19 protein-coding genes and 1 riboswitch are annotated in these 14,968 nt (G+C 60.2%); of the genes, 7 read left to right on the top strand and 12 right to left on the bottom strand.

Annotated features, from left to right (window positions below):
• Window positions 1–8: 8 nt before the first annotated feature.
• Together dmeF and dmeR are read right to left on the bottom strand one after the other, a co-directional pair.
• A complete protein-coding gene (gene dmeF / locus AB4Z23_RS03900; RefSeq protein ID WP_112513406.1) occupies window positions 9–1,013 on the bottom strand; it encodes a CDF family Co(II)/Ni(II) efflux transporter DmeF in 1,005 nt (334 codons plus the stop codon).
• A gap of 81 nt (window positions 1,014–1,094) precedes the next feature.
• Window positions 1,095–1,367: a Ni(II)/Co(II)-sensing transcriptional repressor DmeR gene (gene dmeR, locus AB4Z23_RS03895; RefSeq protein ID WP_421477936.1), complete on the bottom strand. Its 273-nt coding sequence runs from the start codon at window positions 1,365–1,367 to the stop codon at window positions 1,095–1,097.
• A gap of 127 nt (window positions 1,368–1,494) precedes the next feature.
• Between dmeR and AB4Z23_RS03890 the strand changes: the two genes are divergently transcribed.
• The 4 genes from AB4Z23_RS03890 to AB4Z23_RS03875 all read left to right on the top strand — a co-directional run bounded on the left by AB4Z23_RS03890 (window position 1,495) and on the right by AB4Z23_RS03875 (window position 3,640).
• Window positions 1,495–1,848, top strand: a complete 354-nt coding sequence (locus AB4Z23_RS03890; RefSeq protein ID WP_003511979.1) for a hypothetical protein — start codon at window positions 1,495–1,497, stop codon at window positions 1,846–1,848.
• Window positions 1,849–1,944: 96 nt separating this feature from the next.
• Window positions 1,945–2,358: a MerR family transcriptional regulator gene (locus tag AB4Z23_RS03885; RefSeq protein ID WP_003511977.1), complete on the top strand. Its 414-nt coding sequence runs from the start codon at window positions 1,945–1,947 to the stop codon at window positions 2,356–2,358.
• 205 nt (window positions 2,359–2,563) lie between these two features.
• On the top strand, window positions 2,564–3,052 hold the full coding sequence (locus tag AB4Z23_RS03880; RefSeq protein ID WP_003511975.1) for a GNAT family N-acetyltransferase: 489 nt from the start codon (window positions 2,564–2,566) through the stop codon (window positions 3,050–3,052).
• Window positions 3,053–3,073: 21 nt separating this feature from the next.
• The gene (locus tag AB4Z23_RS03875; protein WP_421477935.1) at window positions 3,074–3,640 is read left to right on the top strand and encodes a type 1 glutamine amidotransferase family protein; all 567 of its coding nucleotides are present in this window, start codon (window positions 3,074–3,076) and stop codon (window positions 3,638–3,640) included.
• Between the two features lie 103 nt (window positions 3,641–3,743).
• Here AB4Z23_RS03875 and AB4Z23_RS03870 read toward each other — a convergent pair whose 3' ends face one another.
• The 6 genes from AB4Z23_RS03870 to AB4Z23_RS03845 form a co-directional block, all read right to left on the bottom strand.
• Window positions 3,744–4,058: a hypothetical protein gene (locus AB4Z23_RS03870; RefSeq protein WP_003511970.1), complete on the bottom strand. Its 315-nt coding sequence runs from the start codon at window positions 4,056–4,058 to the stop codon at window positions 3,744–3,746.
• 4 nt (window positions 4,059–4,062) lie between these two features.
• Window positions 4,063–4,779, bottom strand: a complete 717-nt coding sequence (locus tag AB4Z23_RS03865; RefSeq protein ID WP_065702657.1) for a CbtA family protein — start codon at window positions 4,777–4,779, stop codon at window positions 4,063–4,065.
• Between the two features lie 11 nt (window positions 4,780–4,790).
• The gene (locus tag AB4Z23_RS03860; protein ID WP_003494386.1) at window positions 4,791–4,973 is read right to left on the bottom strand and encodes a CbtB domain-containing protein; all 183 of its coding nucleotides are present in this window, start codon (window positions 4,971–4,973) and stop codon (window positions 4,791–4,793) included.
• A gap of 166 nt (window positions 4,974–5,139) precedes the next feature.
• Window positions 5,140–5,364, bottom strand: a riboswitch (cobalamin riboswitch).
• Between the two features lie 91 nt (window positions 5,365–5,455).
• Entirely contained in the window at window positions 5,456–6,376 is a 921-nt protein-coding gene (locus AB4Z23_RS03855) for a c-type cytochrome (RefSeq protein WP_003511962.1), read from the bottom strand.
• A gap of 86 nt (window positions 6,377–6,462) precedes the next feature.
• Window positions 6,463–6,897 carry a c-type cytochrome gene (locus tag AB4Z23_RS03850; protein WP_025592760.1) on the bottom strand — a complete coding sequence of 145 codons (435 nt, stop codon included), beginning with the start codon at window positions 6,895–6,897 and terminating at the stop codon, window positions 6,463–6,465.
• A 115-nt stretch (window positions 6,898–7,012) separates the two neighbouring features.
• Window positions 7,013–7,642, bottom strand: coding sequence for a LysE family translocator (locus AB4Z23_RS03845; RefSeq protein ID WP_441359999.1), 630 nt, complete (start codon window positions 7,640–7,642; stop codon window positions 7,013–7,015).
• Between the two features lie 133 nt (window positions 7,643–7,775).
• Between AB4Z23_RS03845 and AB4Z23_RS03840 the strand changes: the two genes are divergently transcribed.
• On the top strand, window positions 7,776–8,501 hold the full coding sequence (locus AB4Z23_RS03840) for a helix-turn-helix transcriptional regulator (RefSeq protein ID WP_421477934.1): 726 nt from the start codon (window positions 7,776–7,778) through the stop codon (window positions 8,499–8,501).
• A 104-nt stretch (window positions 8,502–8,605) separates the two neighbouring features.
• Here AB4Z23_RS03840 and AB4Z23_RS03835 read toward each other — a convergent pair whose 3' ends face one another.
• Together AB4Z23_RS03835 and AB4Z23_RS03830 are read right to left on the bottom strand one after the other, a co-directional pair.
• A complete protein-coding gene (locus AB4Z23_RS03835) occupies window positions 8,606–9,475 on the bottom strand; it encodes a metallophosphoesterase (RefSeq protein ID WP_421477933.1) in 870 nt (289 codons plus the stop codon).
• A 131-nt stretch (window positions 9,476–9,606) separates the two neighbouring features.
• A complete protein-coding gene (locus AB4Z23_RS03830) occupies window positions 9,607–10,209 on the bottom strand; it encodes a superoxide dismutase (RefSeq protein WP_003511955.1) in 603 nt (200 codons plus the stop codon).
• Between the two features lie 220 nt (window positions 10,210–10,429).
• Between AB4Z23_RS03830 and AB4Z23_RS03825 the strand changes: the two genes are divergently transcribed.
• Window positions 10,430–10,774 (top strand): hypothetical protein, encoded by a 345-nt coding sequence (locus AB4Z23_RS03825; RefSeq protein ID WP_333717868.1) that lies wholly within the window; start codon window positions 10,430–10,432, stop codon window positions 10,772–10,774.
• Window positions 10,775–10,778: 4 nt separating this feature from the next.
• On the opposite strand, the gene AB4Z23_RS03820 is transcribed toward AB4Z23_RS03825, so the two are convergent.
• Window positions 10,779–11,321, bottom strand: coding sequence for a GNAT family N-acetyltransferase (locus AB4Z23_RS03820; RefSeq protein WP_003511952.1), 543 nt, complete (start codon window positions 11,319–11,321; stop codon window positions 10,779–10,781).
• A 95-nt stretch (window positions 11,322–11,416) separates the two neighbouring features.
• Here AB4Z23_RS03820 and AB4Z23_RS03815 point away from each other — a divergent pair, with 95 nt between their 5' ends.
• The gene (locus tag AB4Z23_RS03815; protein ID WP_421477932.1) at window positions 11,417–12,304 is read left to right on the top strand and encodes a LysR family transcriptional regulator; all 888 of its coding nucleotides are present in this window, start codon (window positions 11,417–11,419) and stop codon (window positions 12,302–12,304) included.
• 174 nt (window positions 12,305–12,478) lie between these two features.
• Here AB4Z23_RS03815 and AB4Z23_RS03810 read toward each other — a convergent pair whose 3' ends face one another.
• A complete protein-coding gene (locus AB4Z23_RS03810) occupies window positions 12,479–14,827 on the bottom strand; it encodes a methyl-accepting chemotaxis protein (RefSeq protein WP_441359998.1) in 2,349 nt (782 codons plus the stop codon).
• Window positions 14,828–14,968: the final 141 nt, after the last annotated feature.

Genomic DNA, 14,968 nt, shown 5'->3' with positions numbered 1-14,968 from the left:
GATTCCGATCAGGCCCTTGCCGGGCTGACCTCCACCGTTACATGTGAGAGTTCATGTATGGCTGCAAGCTTCTGCTTGTAGAAAGCCGGTGCCTTCGGCACCTGCGAGTGGATGGCGACAATGGCGGCGTGATGCCCCGGCCCCACCTGCCAGACGTGCAGGTCGGTGATGCGATCTTCTTCCGTTTCCACGCTTTCACGGATTTCCTGCGGCAAGTCCTCCGTCAGCGGAACCGCATCCACCAGCGTCGTTGCCGTGGAGCGAATGAGTCCCCATGACCAGCGGGCAATCACCACACCGCCGACAATACCCATCAACGGATCGAGGAAGGACCAGCCGTTCCACTTGCCGAGCAGCAGCGCGACAATGGCGAGAACGGAAGTCAGCGCATCGGCGAGTACATGCAGATAGGCTGCGCGCAGATTATTGTCCCTGCCGCCCTTCGCACCGTGCTCGCCGTGATGCGCGTGCGAGCCGTGATCGTGATGGGCGTGGCTGCCATGGCCGTGATGGGCATGCGAACCATGGCCATGGCCATGGCCGTGATCGTGGTCATCCTTCAACAGCACGGCGCTGACGAGATTGACGGCAAGACCGATGACGGCGACGAGGATCGCCTGATTGAAGTCGATCTGAACAGGATTGAAAAGCCGCATCGCACTTTCGACGGCGATGAGCAGCGCCACCACCGCCAGAACGATGGCGCTGGCAAAACCGGCGAGATCACCGAACTTGCCGGTGCCGAAGGTGAAGCGCGGATTGCGCGCCTCACGCCGGGCATAGAGATAGGCCAGCGCCGAGATGAGCATTGCGCCCGCATGGGTGGACATGTGCCAGCCATCCGCCGTCAGCGCCATGGAACCGAACCAGTGGCCGGCGACGATCTCCGCCACCATCATGACTGTGGTCAGCGCAATCACCATCCACACGCGCTTTTCATTGCGCTCATGGTTCCGGCCTAGGAAAACATGGTCGTGGCCGGACGCTGCGGAAAATTCGGATGTCGTCGTCATGTCGCTAATCCTGTTCGATCCTGGAATATTCTGTTTCACGCATGTCTTTTCCCAAAGCCGCGGACACTTTTGGGAGAGAGGTTAGCGGATGTAGGTCTTCAGCACCTGGGCCAGCTCGTCCGCCGCACGCGCCCGCTCGTCTTCATTTTCGGCGTGCACGACGTGCTCATGCAGATGTTCCTGCATCACCTCCCCCGTCAGGCCGGAAAGCGCACCGCGCACCGAGGCCAGCAATTGCAGCACCTCGCCGCAGGGCTTGGAATCGTCCAGGGCACGCTCCACCGCCTCCATCTGCCCCTTGAGGCGACGGATGCGAGCGAGAAGCTTCTCCTTGTTGCGGATCGTATGGGACATGAGTACCTCATATACTATAGGGGGGTATACTATATTGCGATGTTTTTTGGTTCAAGCCCTGCGCGACGCAATCTTCGCGAATGTTTCGACCCCTAAAAATACCCCATGAAACTTAGGGGACTCAGTCATGACGACTATCGCAGCAACAACCAGCAGCTATTACGCAACTCCGGTCCGGACCCTTGAGCCGACAAAGACTAGGGAAACAAATGCAACCACCGAGGCCCTGCTGGAACTGACACGGGCGGCACACCGCGCGATTTCCAGCGCCGAGAGCGTTGCCGTTTCCGCCGCACCTGCCGCCGCCAGCGTTTCCGCCGGACTTGCCGCAGCACTTTGGAACCTGGACAGCGGCGCACAGGCCAGAACCGAACCGGCGGTAGATATCGCCGCATCAGCGCAGCCTGACGCCGCCTCCAGCATCGAGACAGAAGTTCTCAAAGCCCTGGCGCAGGCACTCGGCGTGGATGCCGCCGCCTGACACCCATTGAACGGCAGGCTGAAAAGCTATATCTCTAGAGACTAGAGCATCCGGTTCGTTCTTGTCCCGGCTGCTCTTGAGGATATGGAGAAGGCAATGCTGTCCATCGGTGAATTGTCCAAACGTACCGGCGTGAAGGTTCCGACGATCCGCTATTATGAGCAGATGGGCCTCATCCGCGAGGCAGACCGCTCGGAAGGCAACCAGCGCCGTTACGAAAAATCCGATCTCGAAAGGCTGGCTTTCATCCGCCATGCCCGCGATATCGGGCTCAATATAGACGCCATCAGAGAATTGATCGCGCTCAGCCAGCACCGGCAAATGCCGTGCGAGGGTGCGGATCGCATTGCCGCCGAACACCTCGCCCATGTGCGCGAAAAAATCACCAGCCTCAAAAAGCTCGAGCATGAGCTGGAACGTATCGTCTCCCATTGCCATGGTCATTCGATCGAGGATTGTTATGTCATCCGCGCACTTTCCGACCATGGCATGTGCGAAGGGGAGCATTGAGGCTAAACAGCAGGCTTGACAGATTTCAGATTCGAGCGCATTGCATGGACATGATCAACGAACGCGCACCCATCTCCTGCTCGTACTTTTGGGCCTACCTGTAAAGGGCGGCTCGACAGATCATTTTGTCAACAAGCCGCCGTCAGGCGGCTTTGTTGTTTTTCAAGCGTCCTGACGGCACCGATAAAACCGAAGGACCAGAAAAATGACCGAAGATAGTTCCCTTACACTGGAAAGACCGCCCGTCGTCATCATTCGTGGCGCACGCAAGACCGATTTGCCTGAGCTCAATGAGATGATCACCCTGCTTGCCACCTTTCATGGCGATGCGGCGGCGATTACGCCGGCGAAACTGGAACGCGACCTGTTCGGCCCGCTTCCCTGGGTGCATGGGCTGGTGGCGGAAGCCGACGGCGCATTGATCGGTTACGCCCTGATGCTGCCGCTCTACAGGGCGCAGGAAGGCCGCCGCGGGCTTGAGCTGCACCATCTTTTCGTGCGTGACGGTCACCGCGGCCATGGCACCGGCCAGCACCTGGTTTCCCGCGCCCGCGATATCGCCAAGCGCCTCGGTTGCGACTATCTTTCCGTCAGCGCCACGACCGGCAATGTCGCCGCGCATCGTTTCTACGAAAGCATGGATTTCGCGCCGCGCCCGGTCACCGGCATGCGCTACATGCAGTCTATCGCCTGATTGCAACCTTTGGAGACGGCCATGACACGGATTGCCATTGCGCTTGCGCAGGATTTTGCGGACTGGGAACCGGCGCTGCTTGCCGCCGCCGCGCGCGGCTATCTCGGCGTCGAGATCGTTTACGCAACCCCGGACGGCCGGCCCGTGGTTTCAATGGGCGGGCTCAACGTTACGCCCGACACATCCTATGACGCGCTTGATCCTGCTAACATCGATGCGCTCGTCATTCCCGGCGGCCTCAGCTGGGAAAAGGGAACGGCTGTCGATCTTGGCGGGCTGGTACAGCGGTTTCGCGAGAAGGGCCGACTGGTTGCCGGCATCTGCGCGGCTGCCAGCGCGCTTGCAGGCACGGGCGCCCTTGATGACGTCGCCCATACCGGAAATTCGCTCGCCTCTCACAAGACCTATCCGTCCTATCGCGGCGAAGCGCTCTATCGCGACCAGCCGAAGGCGGTCAGCGATGGCGGCATCGTAACCGCAGCCGGCAGTGCACCCGTCAGTTTCGCGGTGGATATTCTGAAACACCTCGGCCTCTTTGGTCCGGAAGCCGAGGCGGAACTTCAGGTTTTCGCGGCGGAGCACCGGTGAGGCTCACCTTGGTGTCGAGAGTTTTGCGGATCCTCCCACCTCATTCCTGTGCTTGTCACAGGAATGAGGTGGTGGGGAAGTTAAGCCGCGAGACCATCACAAATCACCCCTGATCAAGCACCCGGCAGACACGGAGCGCGACATCCCCGCCCTCCCCCGCAATCGCACGGCGGATATCGCGGCTGTTGAGATGCAGACTGCGACCGGCCGGCAAAGCCGAGCGTTTTATCTTGGCAAGGGCTGCGGCCGTAAAGGCAGCCTCATTCTCATGAAAATAGGCGAGCGCCGCTTCCCGTTCCGGGCTGACGCCAAGGACTGCCTTGAAAGCAAGGCGATGCACGGCGCAGAAAGCGCCGTGACCGGGAACGGCAAAACGCAGCGCATCGAGTTCCTCACTCCATTCGGCTGCGCCCTGCATGGTTTCAAGCCTGCTGGAAGCGCTTCAGGAAAAACGCGCTCAATGTTCCGAGCAAGGCCCAGAAGACAAAGCTGGTCACGGTGGCGGCGACGATGAACTGTCGTTCCAGCGGCAGCGGTGCCAGCGCATGTTCACCTTCCGGCGGCAGGGGCGCGCCCACCACATGTGGAGCAACGATCAACACCAGTGCGAGCACGATTGCCCAGGGTTCGCGGCGGAATGCGATCAGCGCAATGCCGCCTGCGGTCGCCGCAACCGTCGAAAGCCACCAGATTTGACGCGCCTCAAGCGCGGCCGCCGGGCTGCCCGGCAGTTCCGGCGGCAGGCCGATCATCGGCGCAAGCATGACGGCGGCAAAACCGGCCACACCCCACAAAAGGCCTTCGCGCCAGCCGGCATCGGTGCCGCGCAGCGAGATGAGGCCGGTCAGCACCAGCGCATAACCGATGGCGGTCAGCACGTTGGCGGCGACCGTATAGGCGGTGCGCTCGAAGCCGTCGGCCGGAGACCAGGCTTCCTCGTTATGTTCGTGCGCGGGAACGGCAGCGCCGGTCGTGGCCGGAGCATCATGGCTGTGGGGCGCTTCGCCACCGGCATTTTCATAGGTTTCCGCCTTCAGGATCAGCGGCGTGGTGCCGAAAGCCTGCATGGCCGAAACGGCGAAGCCGCCAACGATGCCGACGAGGACGGCAGTAAAAACGATATTGCGAAAGAACGACATGCTTTTTCCCCTCAATGGCAAGGGAAAGCATTGGCATGACGCGTGTCATGCGCGGCGTTGTGAACGGCTTCCACATGCGAAAAGCCGACAAAACCGACGACGAACAGACCAAGCACGATCGCCGTCAGCGATTGCGCGAAGCTGCCCGTTTTTGCTGAAACGGCGGCATTTGCCGTATTCTGGTTGATGGACATGGTGACCCCTCTTACGGCGCGACCCCGCGCCTTTAGACGCGGCGGAACGGCAAACGCCGTGCAGCCGCATGCGATACACTTCACCACGGGGATACGAGACTGACACAGGGCGGCACGTTCAAGCACCACCACCCTGAAATTCCGCTCTTCCGGACACCCCGCCGGCATGGACATTTCCGTGATGGCAGGTCTCCTGGCTTACGGGTCAAAACCTGAAACACCTTCCCGGCATTGCCCTCGCCCATATCCGGCGAGATGCTTACCAGTGGCATTTCGTTTCAGGCTCTCCGCTCACAGTTGCGGGGGCAGCCACGAATGAGGATATCTCCCTATCGTGTTCCCTTTTCACCTTCCGGAACGCCCGGAAGGAACCATCACAGGATCGTTATCCGATGGGTGTGGGTGGGAGTCAATGGCAGGCCGGCGTGAGAGTCGCGCGCCGTGGCTGGATGCCGGATCAAGTCCGGCATGATGGCAAAGGGCTACCGCGCCGGGATGGCCTTCAGATAGGCGGCGATCGCATTGCGGTCTTCGGCCGTCAGATGCGCCATATTCTGCTGCACCTTGACCATGGAGCCGCCGACGCTGTCGAATTCCGGGGTGAAGCCGGTTTCCAGATAATTGGCAATATCGGCCGCCTCCCAGCTTCCGACGCTCTGCGAGCCGGGGGTAATATCGGGAATGCGGCCCTCGCCTTCGGGATTGGGACCACCGGCCAGCCATTTGCCATCGAGAAAACCGCCAAGCGCATTGCGCGGCGTGTGACATTCGCCGCAATGGCCCGGGCCTTCCACCAGATATTGGCCGCGCAGCAATTCGGCATTGGCATCGGCAAGCTCGACGCGGGGTGGCGCGGATGTATCGAAATAGAGGAATTTCCAGCCGCCCAATGCCATGCGCATGTTGAAGGGGAACGGCAGTTCGTGATCCGGCGCGTCATTCTGGCTGGCGGGCAGAACCCGCAAATAACCGAAGAGGTCGTTGATGTCCTTCTGCGTCATGCGGGCATAGGAGGCGTAAGGGAAGGACGGGTAGAGATGTTCGCCGTTCTTGCCGACGCCGCGCGTCATCGCATCGCCGAATTCCGAAAGCGTCCAGCCGCCAATGCCATGCTGCGGATCGGAGGAAATATTGGGCACATGGAAGGTGCCGAAGGGGCTTTTCAACGCTTGCCCGCCCGAAAGCGTCAAAAGCGCATCGCCCTTGGCATCTGGTGCCGCATGGCAACTTGCGCAGCCGCCCGCCCAGAACAGCGTTTCGCCATTGGCAAGGTCCGGCTCCCCAAGGCTCACCCAGTGGCTGGGTGCCTGACGCACAGGCGCGGTGACCCAGGCGAAAATGCCGAAACCGGCAATGGCCGCCACCGCGATCCCGCCCGCGAGCTTCGTCCAAATGGAGGCCATGACCCCTCTCCCCATTATCACCTGATGAGATCAGGCGTCATTCCCGCTGAAAAAAACGCCGCCGGGAAGCGGCGTTCTTAATAGGATCACTTCTTCAGACGGTAGGTCTGGTGGCACGCACCACAATCGGCACCGAGGGTCTGCATGGCGGCGGTGACGCCTGCCTGATCGGCGGGAAGGCTGGCGAGGACCTTGTCCGCATCGGCACCGAGCTTGGCGGCCTTGGACTTGAAGTCATCGAAATTTTCCCAGATCGCGGGTGCCGCAGCACTGCCGGTCTCGCTGCCCGGGGGAAACTGGTCGGGGAAAGCCTTGGCGTTGGTGCTGATGGTCGTCACGGCAGCCTTTACGGCTTCGGCGTCATAAGGCTTCTGGCCCTTGGAGATGGCAGCAAGCGCCCCCATGGAGCCGCCGATCTGCTTCATCATGCCTTCACGTTTTTCGACTTCGCCGGCAGCGTAGACCGCTCCGGCGCAAAGACAGCCGAAAAGCATGGCCGCCGCGATGGTTTTCAGTTTCATACACTCTCTCCTTGATTCCGGCAGATGCCGAACGCGCGATAACGGCGCGAGGATGCCCTTTCCGCATGGCGAAAAGAAGTCACATTGCAGTGAATTTCCCCAAGAAAACAGAAGTCTAGGAGAGTGCTTCCCAAAGCGTAACCAGGGCTGCGGCAATCAGCATGAAACCGGCGGCGCGGCCGATGAAAATCGTCGCGGCAGGCGAGGAAACGAGCCATGCCCGGCTTTTATCCGCCGTCAGCGCCAGAGCGCCATAGACCGTGAACTGCGTGATGGCCACCATCGCGCCCATTACCAGCCCCTGCATCCAGATTGGACCATAGTCGGGTTTGAGGAATTGCGGATAGATCGCCATCATGAAGAGATAGGCTTTCGGATTGGAAAGGCAGGTGAGCACGGCCCGCCAGAACGCCTTTCTGACAGAGGCGCTCGCCTGCGCCTCATCGCCATTGACGGTGATAGCGCTGCGCATCAGGCCGACGCCGATCCAGACCATGTAAGCGGCGCCGGCGACCAGCAGCGGCAGGAACAGCGACGGCATCCAGGCGGCAAGCATGCCGACGCCCAACGCACCGTAAAGTGAATGCACCATGCCGCCGGCGCTCATGCCGCTTGCGGCGGAAAGCCCGGTTCTTTTGCCACCCGTCAACGCACTTGCCAGCACGACCAGCATATCCATGCCCGGCAGGATGATGATGCCGAACAGGACCAGAAAGAAAAGCCAGAGATTTTCGGCGTAACTCATGTCAGTATCTCCCAAAACAGTTTGCGACACATTCGGGAAAACTCATGTTTCTCAATGTGTTTTGCTGCTTATAGGAAAAGCCAACTGACAGCGTTGTGTCAGTTGCGTTGGGAAACCACCGGGAAAAACGGCAATGCGCAAGGCATCGAGACTGTTCGAGATCATCCAGATCCTGCGGGTGGCGCGCAGGCCGGTCACCGCGCAGACCATTGCCGAGGCACTGGAGGTCACGGTGCGCTCGGTCTATCGCGATATTTCGGCCCTTCAGACCATGCGCGTGCCGATCGAAGGCGAACGCGGCGTCGGTTACATCCTGCGTCCCGGCTTCAACCTGCCGCCGCTGATGTTTTCCATCGAGGAGACGGAGGCGATCGTGCTTGCGCTCGCCATGGTCGCGCGCACGGGCGATACCGAATTGCGGCAGGCGGCCAAAAAGGTCAGCGACAAGATTGCCGCATCCCTGCCCGATCCCCTGTCGAAAACCCTGTCGGCCAATGCCCTGCACGCCTGGGGCAGCATCGCGCCCTCACCCGCCGGCGTCGATCTTGCCATGGTCAGACGGGCGGTGCGCGACGAGGAGCGGTTGGACATAACCTATGGCGATGAAACCGGCACCGAGACCCGGCGACAGATCCGGCCCATCGCCATGATCTATTATTCGGAGACGACCAATATCGTCGCCTGGTGCGAGCTCAGGCAAGCGATCCGCAATTTCCGCTCCGACCGCGTTCTGACCTGCAAGACAACCGGCAGCTTTTTCAAGATGGAAGGCGAAAGGTTGCGGCAATTGTGGATGAGCGGCTGGCAGAGCAATCAGCTGGGGACTTCGGAACGAACGACGAATCAAGCCGGCGCGTAAAGCTACTGATTTAGCGCGTCTTTCAACCTTCTTTGTGTGTCGGTGCCCCCGTCTCAACCGCCATTCCTGTGACAGTAATGACGGTTGAGAGGGTGGTGCTGACTTCAAAGCAAGGCAGCGTTATGCTGCAAGTGCTCCAGCACCCTATCGTCTTCCCGCCCGAAACCGCGGATGACGATTCGGTCGGCAAACACATCGGCAATGGCGAAGGTGTTCTGGTCTGGCGTATCCACCATGCCCTTGAAGTTGACGAAGTGAGTGTTGCCCTGCACCCCGTAATTGCCCTCATGATTATGGCCGCTGAACCATGCGACGACCGAAGGGTGTACATCCAGAAGATCGAGGATGCGGGGCGCGTCCCACATATTATGGGCGTTGTTCGGATAGACCGGATAGTGGCAGAGAATGACCACTTTTTCACCCGCCGCATCCGCCTTTTGCAGAACGGTCCGCAGCCATTCGAACTGTTCGTCGCTGAGCGACGCATTCCAGTCCTGCGCATTGATCGCACCCACCTCTTGCAGGCGCCTCAGACGCTCTTGCGCCAGCGTGCGGCGCGGATCGCCCGGCGGCGGGGCAAACAGGCTGACCTCGTTGCCGTCAAGCACCACGAAACGTATCTCGCCGATGGTGAAATCGTGCCAGGGCGACGCCATTCCGAGGCGGGCATGGATGGCGGACAAGTGTTCGGCGGCAACGGCGAAATCGTGATTTCCCGGCAGCATCACCGAAGGGTGGCGAAGCTGCTCGTAGACGCCAAGGATCGCATCGAAATTTTCAAAACCGCGATCGATGATATCGCCCAGCGTTACCACGAAGGCCAGTTCCTCGCGATTGAAGGCGTCGATCGCTTCGCCAAGCTTTTTCGGGCTTTCGGCATAATACCGGCCCATATCCGGGCGGGGTTCGGCATCGGCATATTGGGGATCGGCAACGATGCCGAATGAGAAGAGCGGTGTGGTTTTTTCAGTCATGATGCGCCGCGATAAACCGGGCGGATGACAGGCTTGTGACAAATGGGAGCGACACGCTGGATTGTCGACCTCAAAAGCAGAACACCCGGCCTTTGGGGGCCGGGTGTTCAAAAAATTACAATCCGCAAAACTTACTTGGAAGCGGCTTCGTAACGCTCCAGGACGTAGTCCCAGTTGATGAGGTTGTCGACGAAGGCTTCGAGGTACTTCGGACGCAGGTTGCGGTAGTCGATGTAGTAGGAGTGTTCCCATACGTCGACGCCGAGGATCGGTTCTGCGCCATGAACCAGCGGATTTTCGCCGTTCGGGGTCTTGGAGATTTCGAGCTTGCCGTTCTTGACGGAAACCCATGCCCAGCCCGAGCCGAACTGCGTGGTGCCGGCAGCGATGAAATCAGCCTTGAACTTGTCGTAACCGCCGAGATCGGAGGCGAATGCCTGTTCCAGCTTGCCCGGCAGCTTGTTGCCGCCGCCGTCCTTCTTCAGCCACTTCCAGAAATGGACGTGGTTGTAATGCTGGGCAGCATTGTTGAAGAGACCAGCATTGGTGCCAAAGGACTTCTTCACGACTTCCTCAAGCGAAAGGTCGGAAAGACCGGCTTCCGCCGCCAGCTTGTTGCCGTTGTCGACATATGCCTTGTGGTGCTTGTCGTGATGGAACTCGAGCGTCTCGCGCGACATGTATGGTGCAAGCGCGTCGTAGTCGTAGGGGAGTTCAGGAAGTTCGAAGGCCATGGTTTTTACTCCTTTTTGCAGCGGGTTACCGCTCCTAGAAACCGTGTGAGCGGACCATAGGAGCGAACCTCTGTTTGGGCAACCTGTGAAATATCAAAATGTTCCGACAAAAGAGAAAATTCCTCTCAAGCCAGCCGCCACCACATTTGTTTCACAACCCTGGCGTACTGTTTTCCACCCTATCGGTTCGCTTTTGATGAAATTGCAGGAAGGAAATTCCATGACCCGCCCCATGATCCATCGCGCGTTGCTTTTCGCCGCCTTCTCCTCGCTGGCGCTACCCGCCGTCGCATCGTCTGACGATGCCTGGAAGGAATTCGTGGCGGATGTGCAGACGGCGTGCCTTGGCGCCGGCAAAGACATGATCGAGGACGCCAAGGTGGTGGTCGATCCGGTGGGCAGCGAGAATTATGGTCTCGCCGTCCTCACCGGCAAGGCCAAGGGCGCGGATGCGACGATCAGCCATATCTGCGTTTACGACAAGAAGACCAAGGCCGTCGAACTCGGCAGCGAGCTTGCCGGCGATACGCTGAAGGTTGAAATCCCTGGTTCCACCAAGCCCTGAGGTTTCAGAAACGGGGCGTGGTGTCGCCATCGCCCAGCGCGCGCTGCATCAGCACCGTGTCCAGCCACTGGCCGTGTTTCCAGCCGATGGACTTGAATGTGCCTACATGCTCGAAACCGGCGGCGCGGTGCACACCGATGGAGGCGGCGTTGGCGCTATCGCCGATGACCGCAATCATTTGCCGGAAGCCGCGCGAAGTCGCATCCTCGATCAGCGCATCGAGCAGCTTGCGGCCAATTCCCATGCCCTTCATGGCCGGATCGATATAAACGGAATTCTCCACAGCAGCACCATAGGCCGGGCGCGGACGATAGGCGCCGGCATAGGCATATCCGGCTACCTTTCCGTCGATTTCGGCGACGAGATAGGAGTAGTTGCCTTCTACCAGCAGTCGGCGGCGCTCAAGCATCATATCCACGCTTGGCGGATCGATCTCGAAGCTGGCGCGGCCATGCAGCACGGCATCCCGGTAGATTTCGGTAATGGCTGGAATATCCGCCTCCTCGCAAGGGCGGATGGTAAGGCTGGAAATTGTGGGAAGGGTCATTCTCGTGTCCTGTGGTCATTCACGGCATTATTGTGCATTGCGGCTCAGTCAAAATAAAGATTATCTGTCTTATACAAACGATAAGGTTTTCTTTGATGATGGACCTCGATCTGCGGCAGGTCCGCAGCTTCATGGATGTCGCCGATCTCGGCAGCTTTTCCGCCGCAGCCGACAAGGCGGGGCTGACGCAGCCGGCCATCAGCCTGCACATCCGGCTGCTGGAAAAGCAGCTCGGTGTGCGTCTGATCGAACGGGTCGGCAGGCGCGCGCAGCCGACGGCGGCGGGCCGGGACTTTCTCATCCATGCAAGACGGATTGCGGAAGAAGTGGTGCATGCCATCGATACCGTAGCCCCTCATCGCAGCGGCGTGACGGGACGCCTGCGCATCGGCACGGGCGCCACCGCCTGCATCTATCTTCTGCCGCCAGTGCTGGGCAAAATCCGCCAGGTGATGCCGGGGATAGACATCGTCGTGCAGACCGGCAATACCCACGATATACTGAGGCTTCTCGAAGCCAATACGATCGATGCGGCGGTGGTGGCCCTGCCGGCCAGCGGCCGCAGCCTCGATATCAGCGACATCCATCTCGATGAACTGGTTGCGGTTTTCCCGCATGGCACCATCAGCGACGCAACAATCCTGAATGCCGAGACGCTTTCGACACAGCCATTGCTGCTTTACGAGGGCGGCAATACGCGCAAGCTCGTGGATCAATGGTTTTCGGCAAGCGGCCGCACCGTGCAACCCGCCATGGAACTGGGCAGCGTCGAGGCCATCAAGAAACTGGCGGGCGCAGGCCTTGGCCTTGCCATCGTGCCACGCATGGCGATGGAGCATGAAGATGCTCCATCGGGCCTTGAATGGCGCTCGCTCGAGCCGCCGCTCGAACGGTGGATCGCCCTTGCCCTCAGACGCGACAAGCACATGACCGCGCCACTAAGGGCGCTCGCTGCTGCATTGCCAAACCTGCAGAAACGATGAAGCCCGCGTCGGTTTCGGACGCGGGCTTCGATCTGTTGATGCTTGCGACTTTTTTATATCGTCATGCCGGATTGGATCCGGCATCCAGCCACGGCGCCTCTGCGCCGTGAGAAGAGTCGTACGCGATCAGAGACTTGATCGCGCTGGACCCCGGAGCCAAAGGCAATCTCGTCCTCAGAACTCGGTCCAGTCATCACCCTTCACGGCCAGCGCGGCATTGCCACGCGAAGCAGTGACCGGGCGGGATCTGGACGGCTGGGAGACGGGTGCACGTGCGGGGCTTGCCTCACGCATGTGCCTTGCCGTCTCGCGCAATGCGGAAGTCTGCTGACCGAGCTGGAATTGCGCCAACAAAGCCTGGAGATTGGCACATTCCTGCGCAAGACCCGCACCGGCCGCATTCATTTCCTCAACCATCGCGGCGTTCTGCTGCGTAGCCTGATCCATGTGGTTGACGGCGGTGTTGACCTCGGAGAGACCGGCGGACTGTTCCTGCGCCGCGGTGGCGATGGCGTCCATATGGGTGTTGACGGACAGTACGAGCTGCTCGATCTCGGAAAGTCCGACGCCAGTATCGGCGACAAGCTTCACGCCCTCACCCACCGCAACGGCTGACGTGTTGATGAGCTGCTTGATTTCCTTGGCGGCCTTGGCGGAACGCTGGGCCAGTTCGCGCACTTCCTGTGCAACGACTGCAAAACCCTTGCCCGCATCGCCAGCCCGCGCCGCCTCGACGCCCGCATTCAGCGCCAGAAGGTTGGTCTGGAAGGCGATTTCGTCAATAACACCGATGATCTGGCCGATCTGGCGCGAGGAATGCTCGATGCGTTCCATGGCGGAAACGGCATCGCGCACCACCTTGCCGGAAAGATCGGCCTTTGCCCTTGCCTCACGCACCGTGTCGCGCGCATCGCTTGCCCGCTTGGAAGTGGCCGAAACATTGGCGGTGATCTCTTCCAGCGCGGCAGCGGTCTCTTCCAGAGAGGCAGCCTGCTGCTCCGTGCGGCGGGAAAGATCGTCCGATGCCGACGAAACCTCGTGAGCGCCGCCATTTACCGTCTGCACGGACTGGCCGACACTTGTCAGCGCTTCGCGCAGTTGAACGACGGAGCTGTTGAAATCGTGCCGCAGCGCCTCGAATTGCGGTGCGAACGGCGTGGCGATCTCGCAGACCATGTCGCCGGAAGCGAGACGGCGAAGACCGCCCGCCAGCGAACCGGTGGCCTGATTGAGCCGTTCTTCGGCCTCGGCCTCGGCGCGCTGCTGCAACTCGATACGGTCCCGCTCGGCCCGCTCGCGGTTGGCCAGGGCTTCGGATTCCAGCTGCCTGTTGCGGATTGCCGCCTCGCGGAAGATTTCCACGGCGCGGGCCATCTCGCCGATCTCGTCGCCGCGTTTTGCGCCGGCGACATCGATCGAAAGATTGCCGCCCGAAAGCTCCATCATCGCGTTGGTCAGGCGGCTGATCGGCCGGGTGACGCGGCCGACGATGACGGCAAGCGAGAGGATACAGAGCGCCAGCGTCGCGATGAAGACGACGAGATAGATCATCGCATCGATGAAGGCGTCCTGTTTGGCCTGTGCGGCATTTGCGTCCAGAACATCCATGGCGGCAGAAGCGATTTTCGCAATCGTGCCGAGGTTTTCGGTGACGGTGGTGCGCCAGCTGTCCATGGTGAAGGCAGGCGTGCGACCATTCATGAGATCGTCGATGAGCTTGGCGCGCTGCGCGCTGAAATCGCCCTTGAAGTAAGTCTTGTCCGCCGTGGCGTAGATATCCTTGAGCGATTGCGGCGTCGATTCATGCGTAACCAGATCGCCGGTCGCTTTCCAGGCGAAAGCCGCACCGGCATCGAATGCGCCGAGTTGCTGCATCTCCTGCGCCGTCAGTGGACGGTTCTGGGCAACGGCAGCGTTGAGAATGACGGTGGCGCTGCCACCAAGGGCACGGGCAGACCAGCCGTAAGAGCGCAACTGGATCAAACCGGTCTGACCCTGATCGAGAGAGCGAACAGTGCCTTCAAGCGCTGTCGAGCCCGCCTCGAGCGAGGCGAGGAAATCGCCGCCGAGCGCCATGACCGTCTTGTCGAGCCCGCCTTCGCGCCGGTCAAGCGGCAGCGAAACGTTGGCGTCAACCTTCTTTCGCAATTCGACGAACTGCGCGTAGACATCTTTAACGCGCTTCAGCGGTGCCTGAAGCTGCGTGTCTTCAAGCGACGAAGACTGCGTGAGGAATGCCGTCATGGCAGCATCCACCTTCTGGCGTGCGGCCTGCACGCTGGCGACGCTGCCCGTCGATTTCGACGGATCGAGCGTCAGTTCCGTGGCGCTGTCGCCGCGTTCACTGCGGAAATTCAAAAGAGCGTTGAAAAGAAGCTTGTCGAGCGAGACGAGTTGCGCAACCTCTGAAAAGGTGCCGGCGCGATTGGCCGACCGCCACAACTCGTTTCCGACCAAACCGGCCAGCGCGAGGCTGATGGTAAGAAAAAATCCTACAAGTACATTACGAATGCTGAAAGACATCTGGCGGCCCTCGTTAGCCGGAAGGGAAGATGCTGCAAACTACGGGTGGTTTGTCTAAAATTGGATTAAATTCCCCTCAGTTTTCGCGGGAAAATACTGCACTGCAAAAACAAAAGGCCACGGCAAGCCGAACGCCTGCCG

It is taken from the genome of Agrobacterium sp. MCAB5, assembly GCF_052114365.1.
GTDB lineage: Bacteria > Pseudomonadota > Alphaproteobacteria > Rhizobiales > Rhizobiaceae > Agrobacterium > Agrobacterium tumefaciens.
The sequence above is the reverse complement of the archived record's forward strand: the minus strand, read 5'-3'. Positions and strand labels throughout refer to the sequence as shown.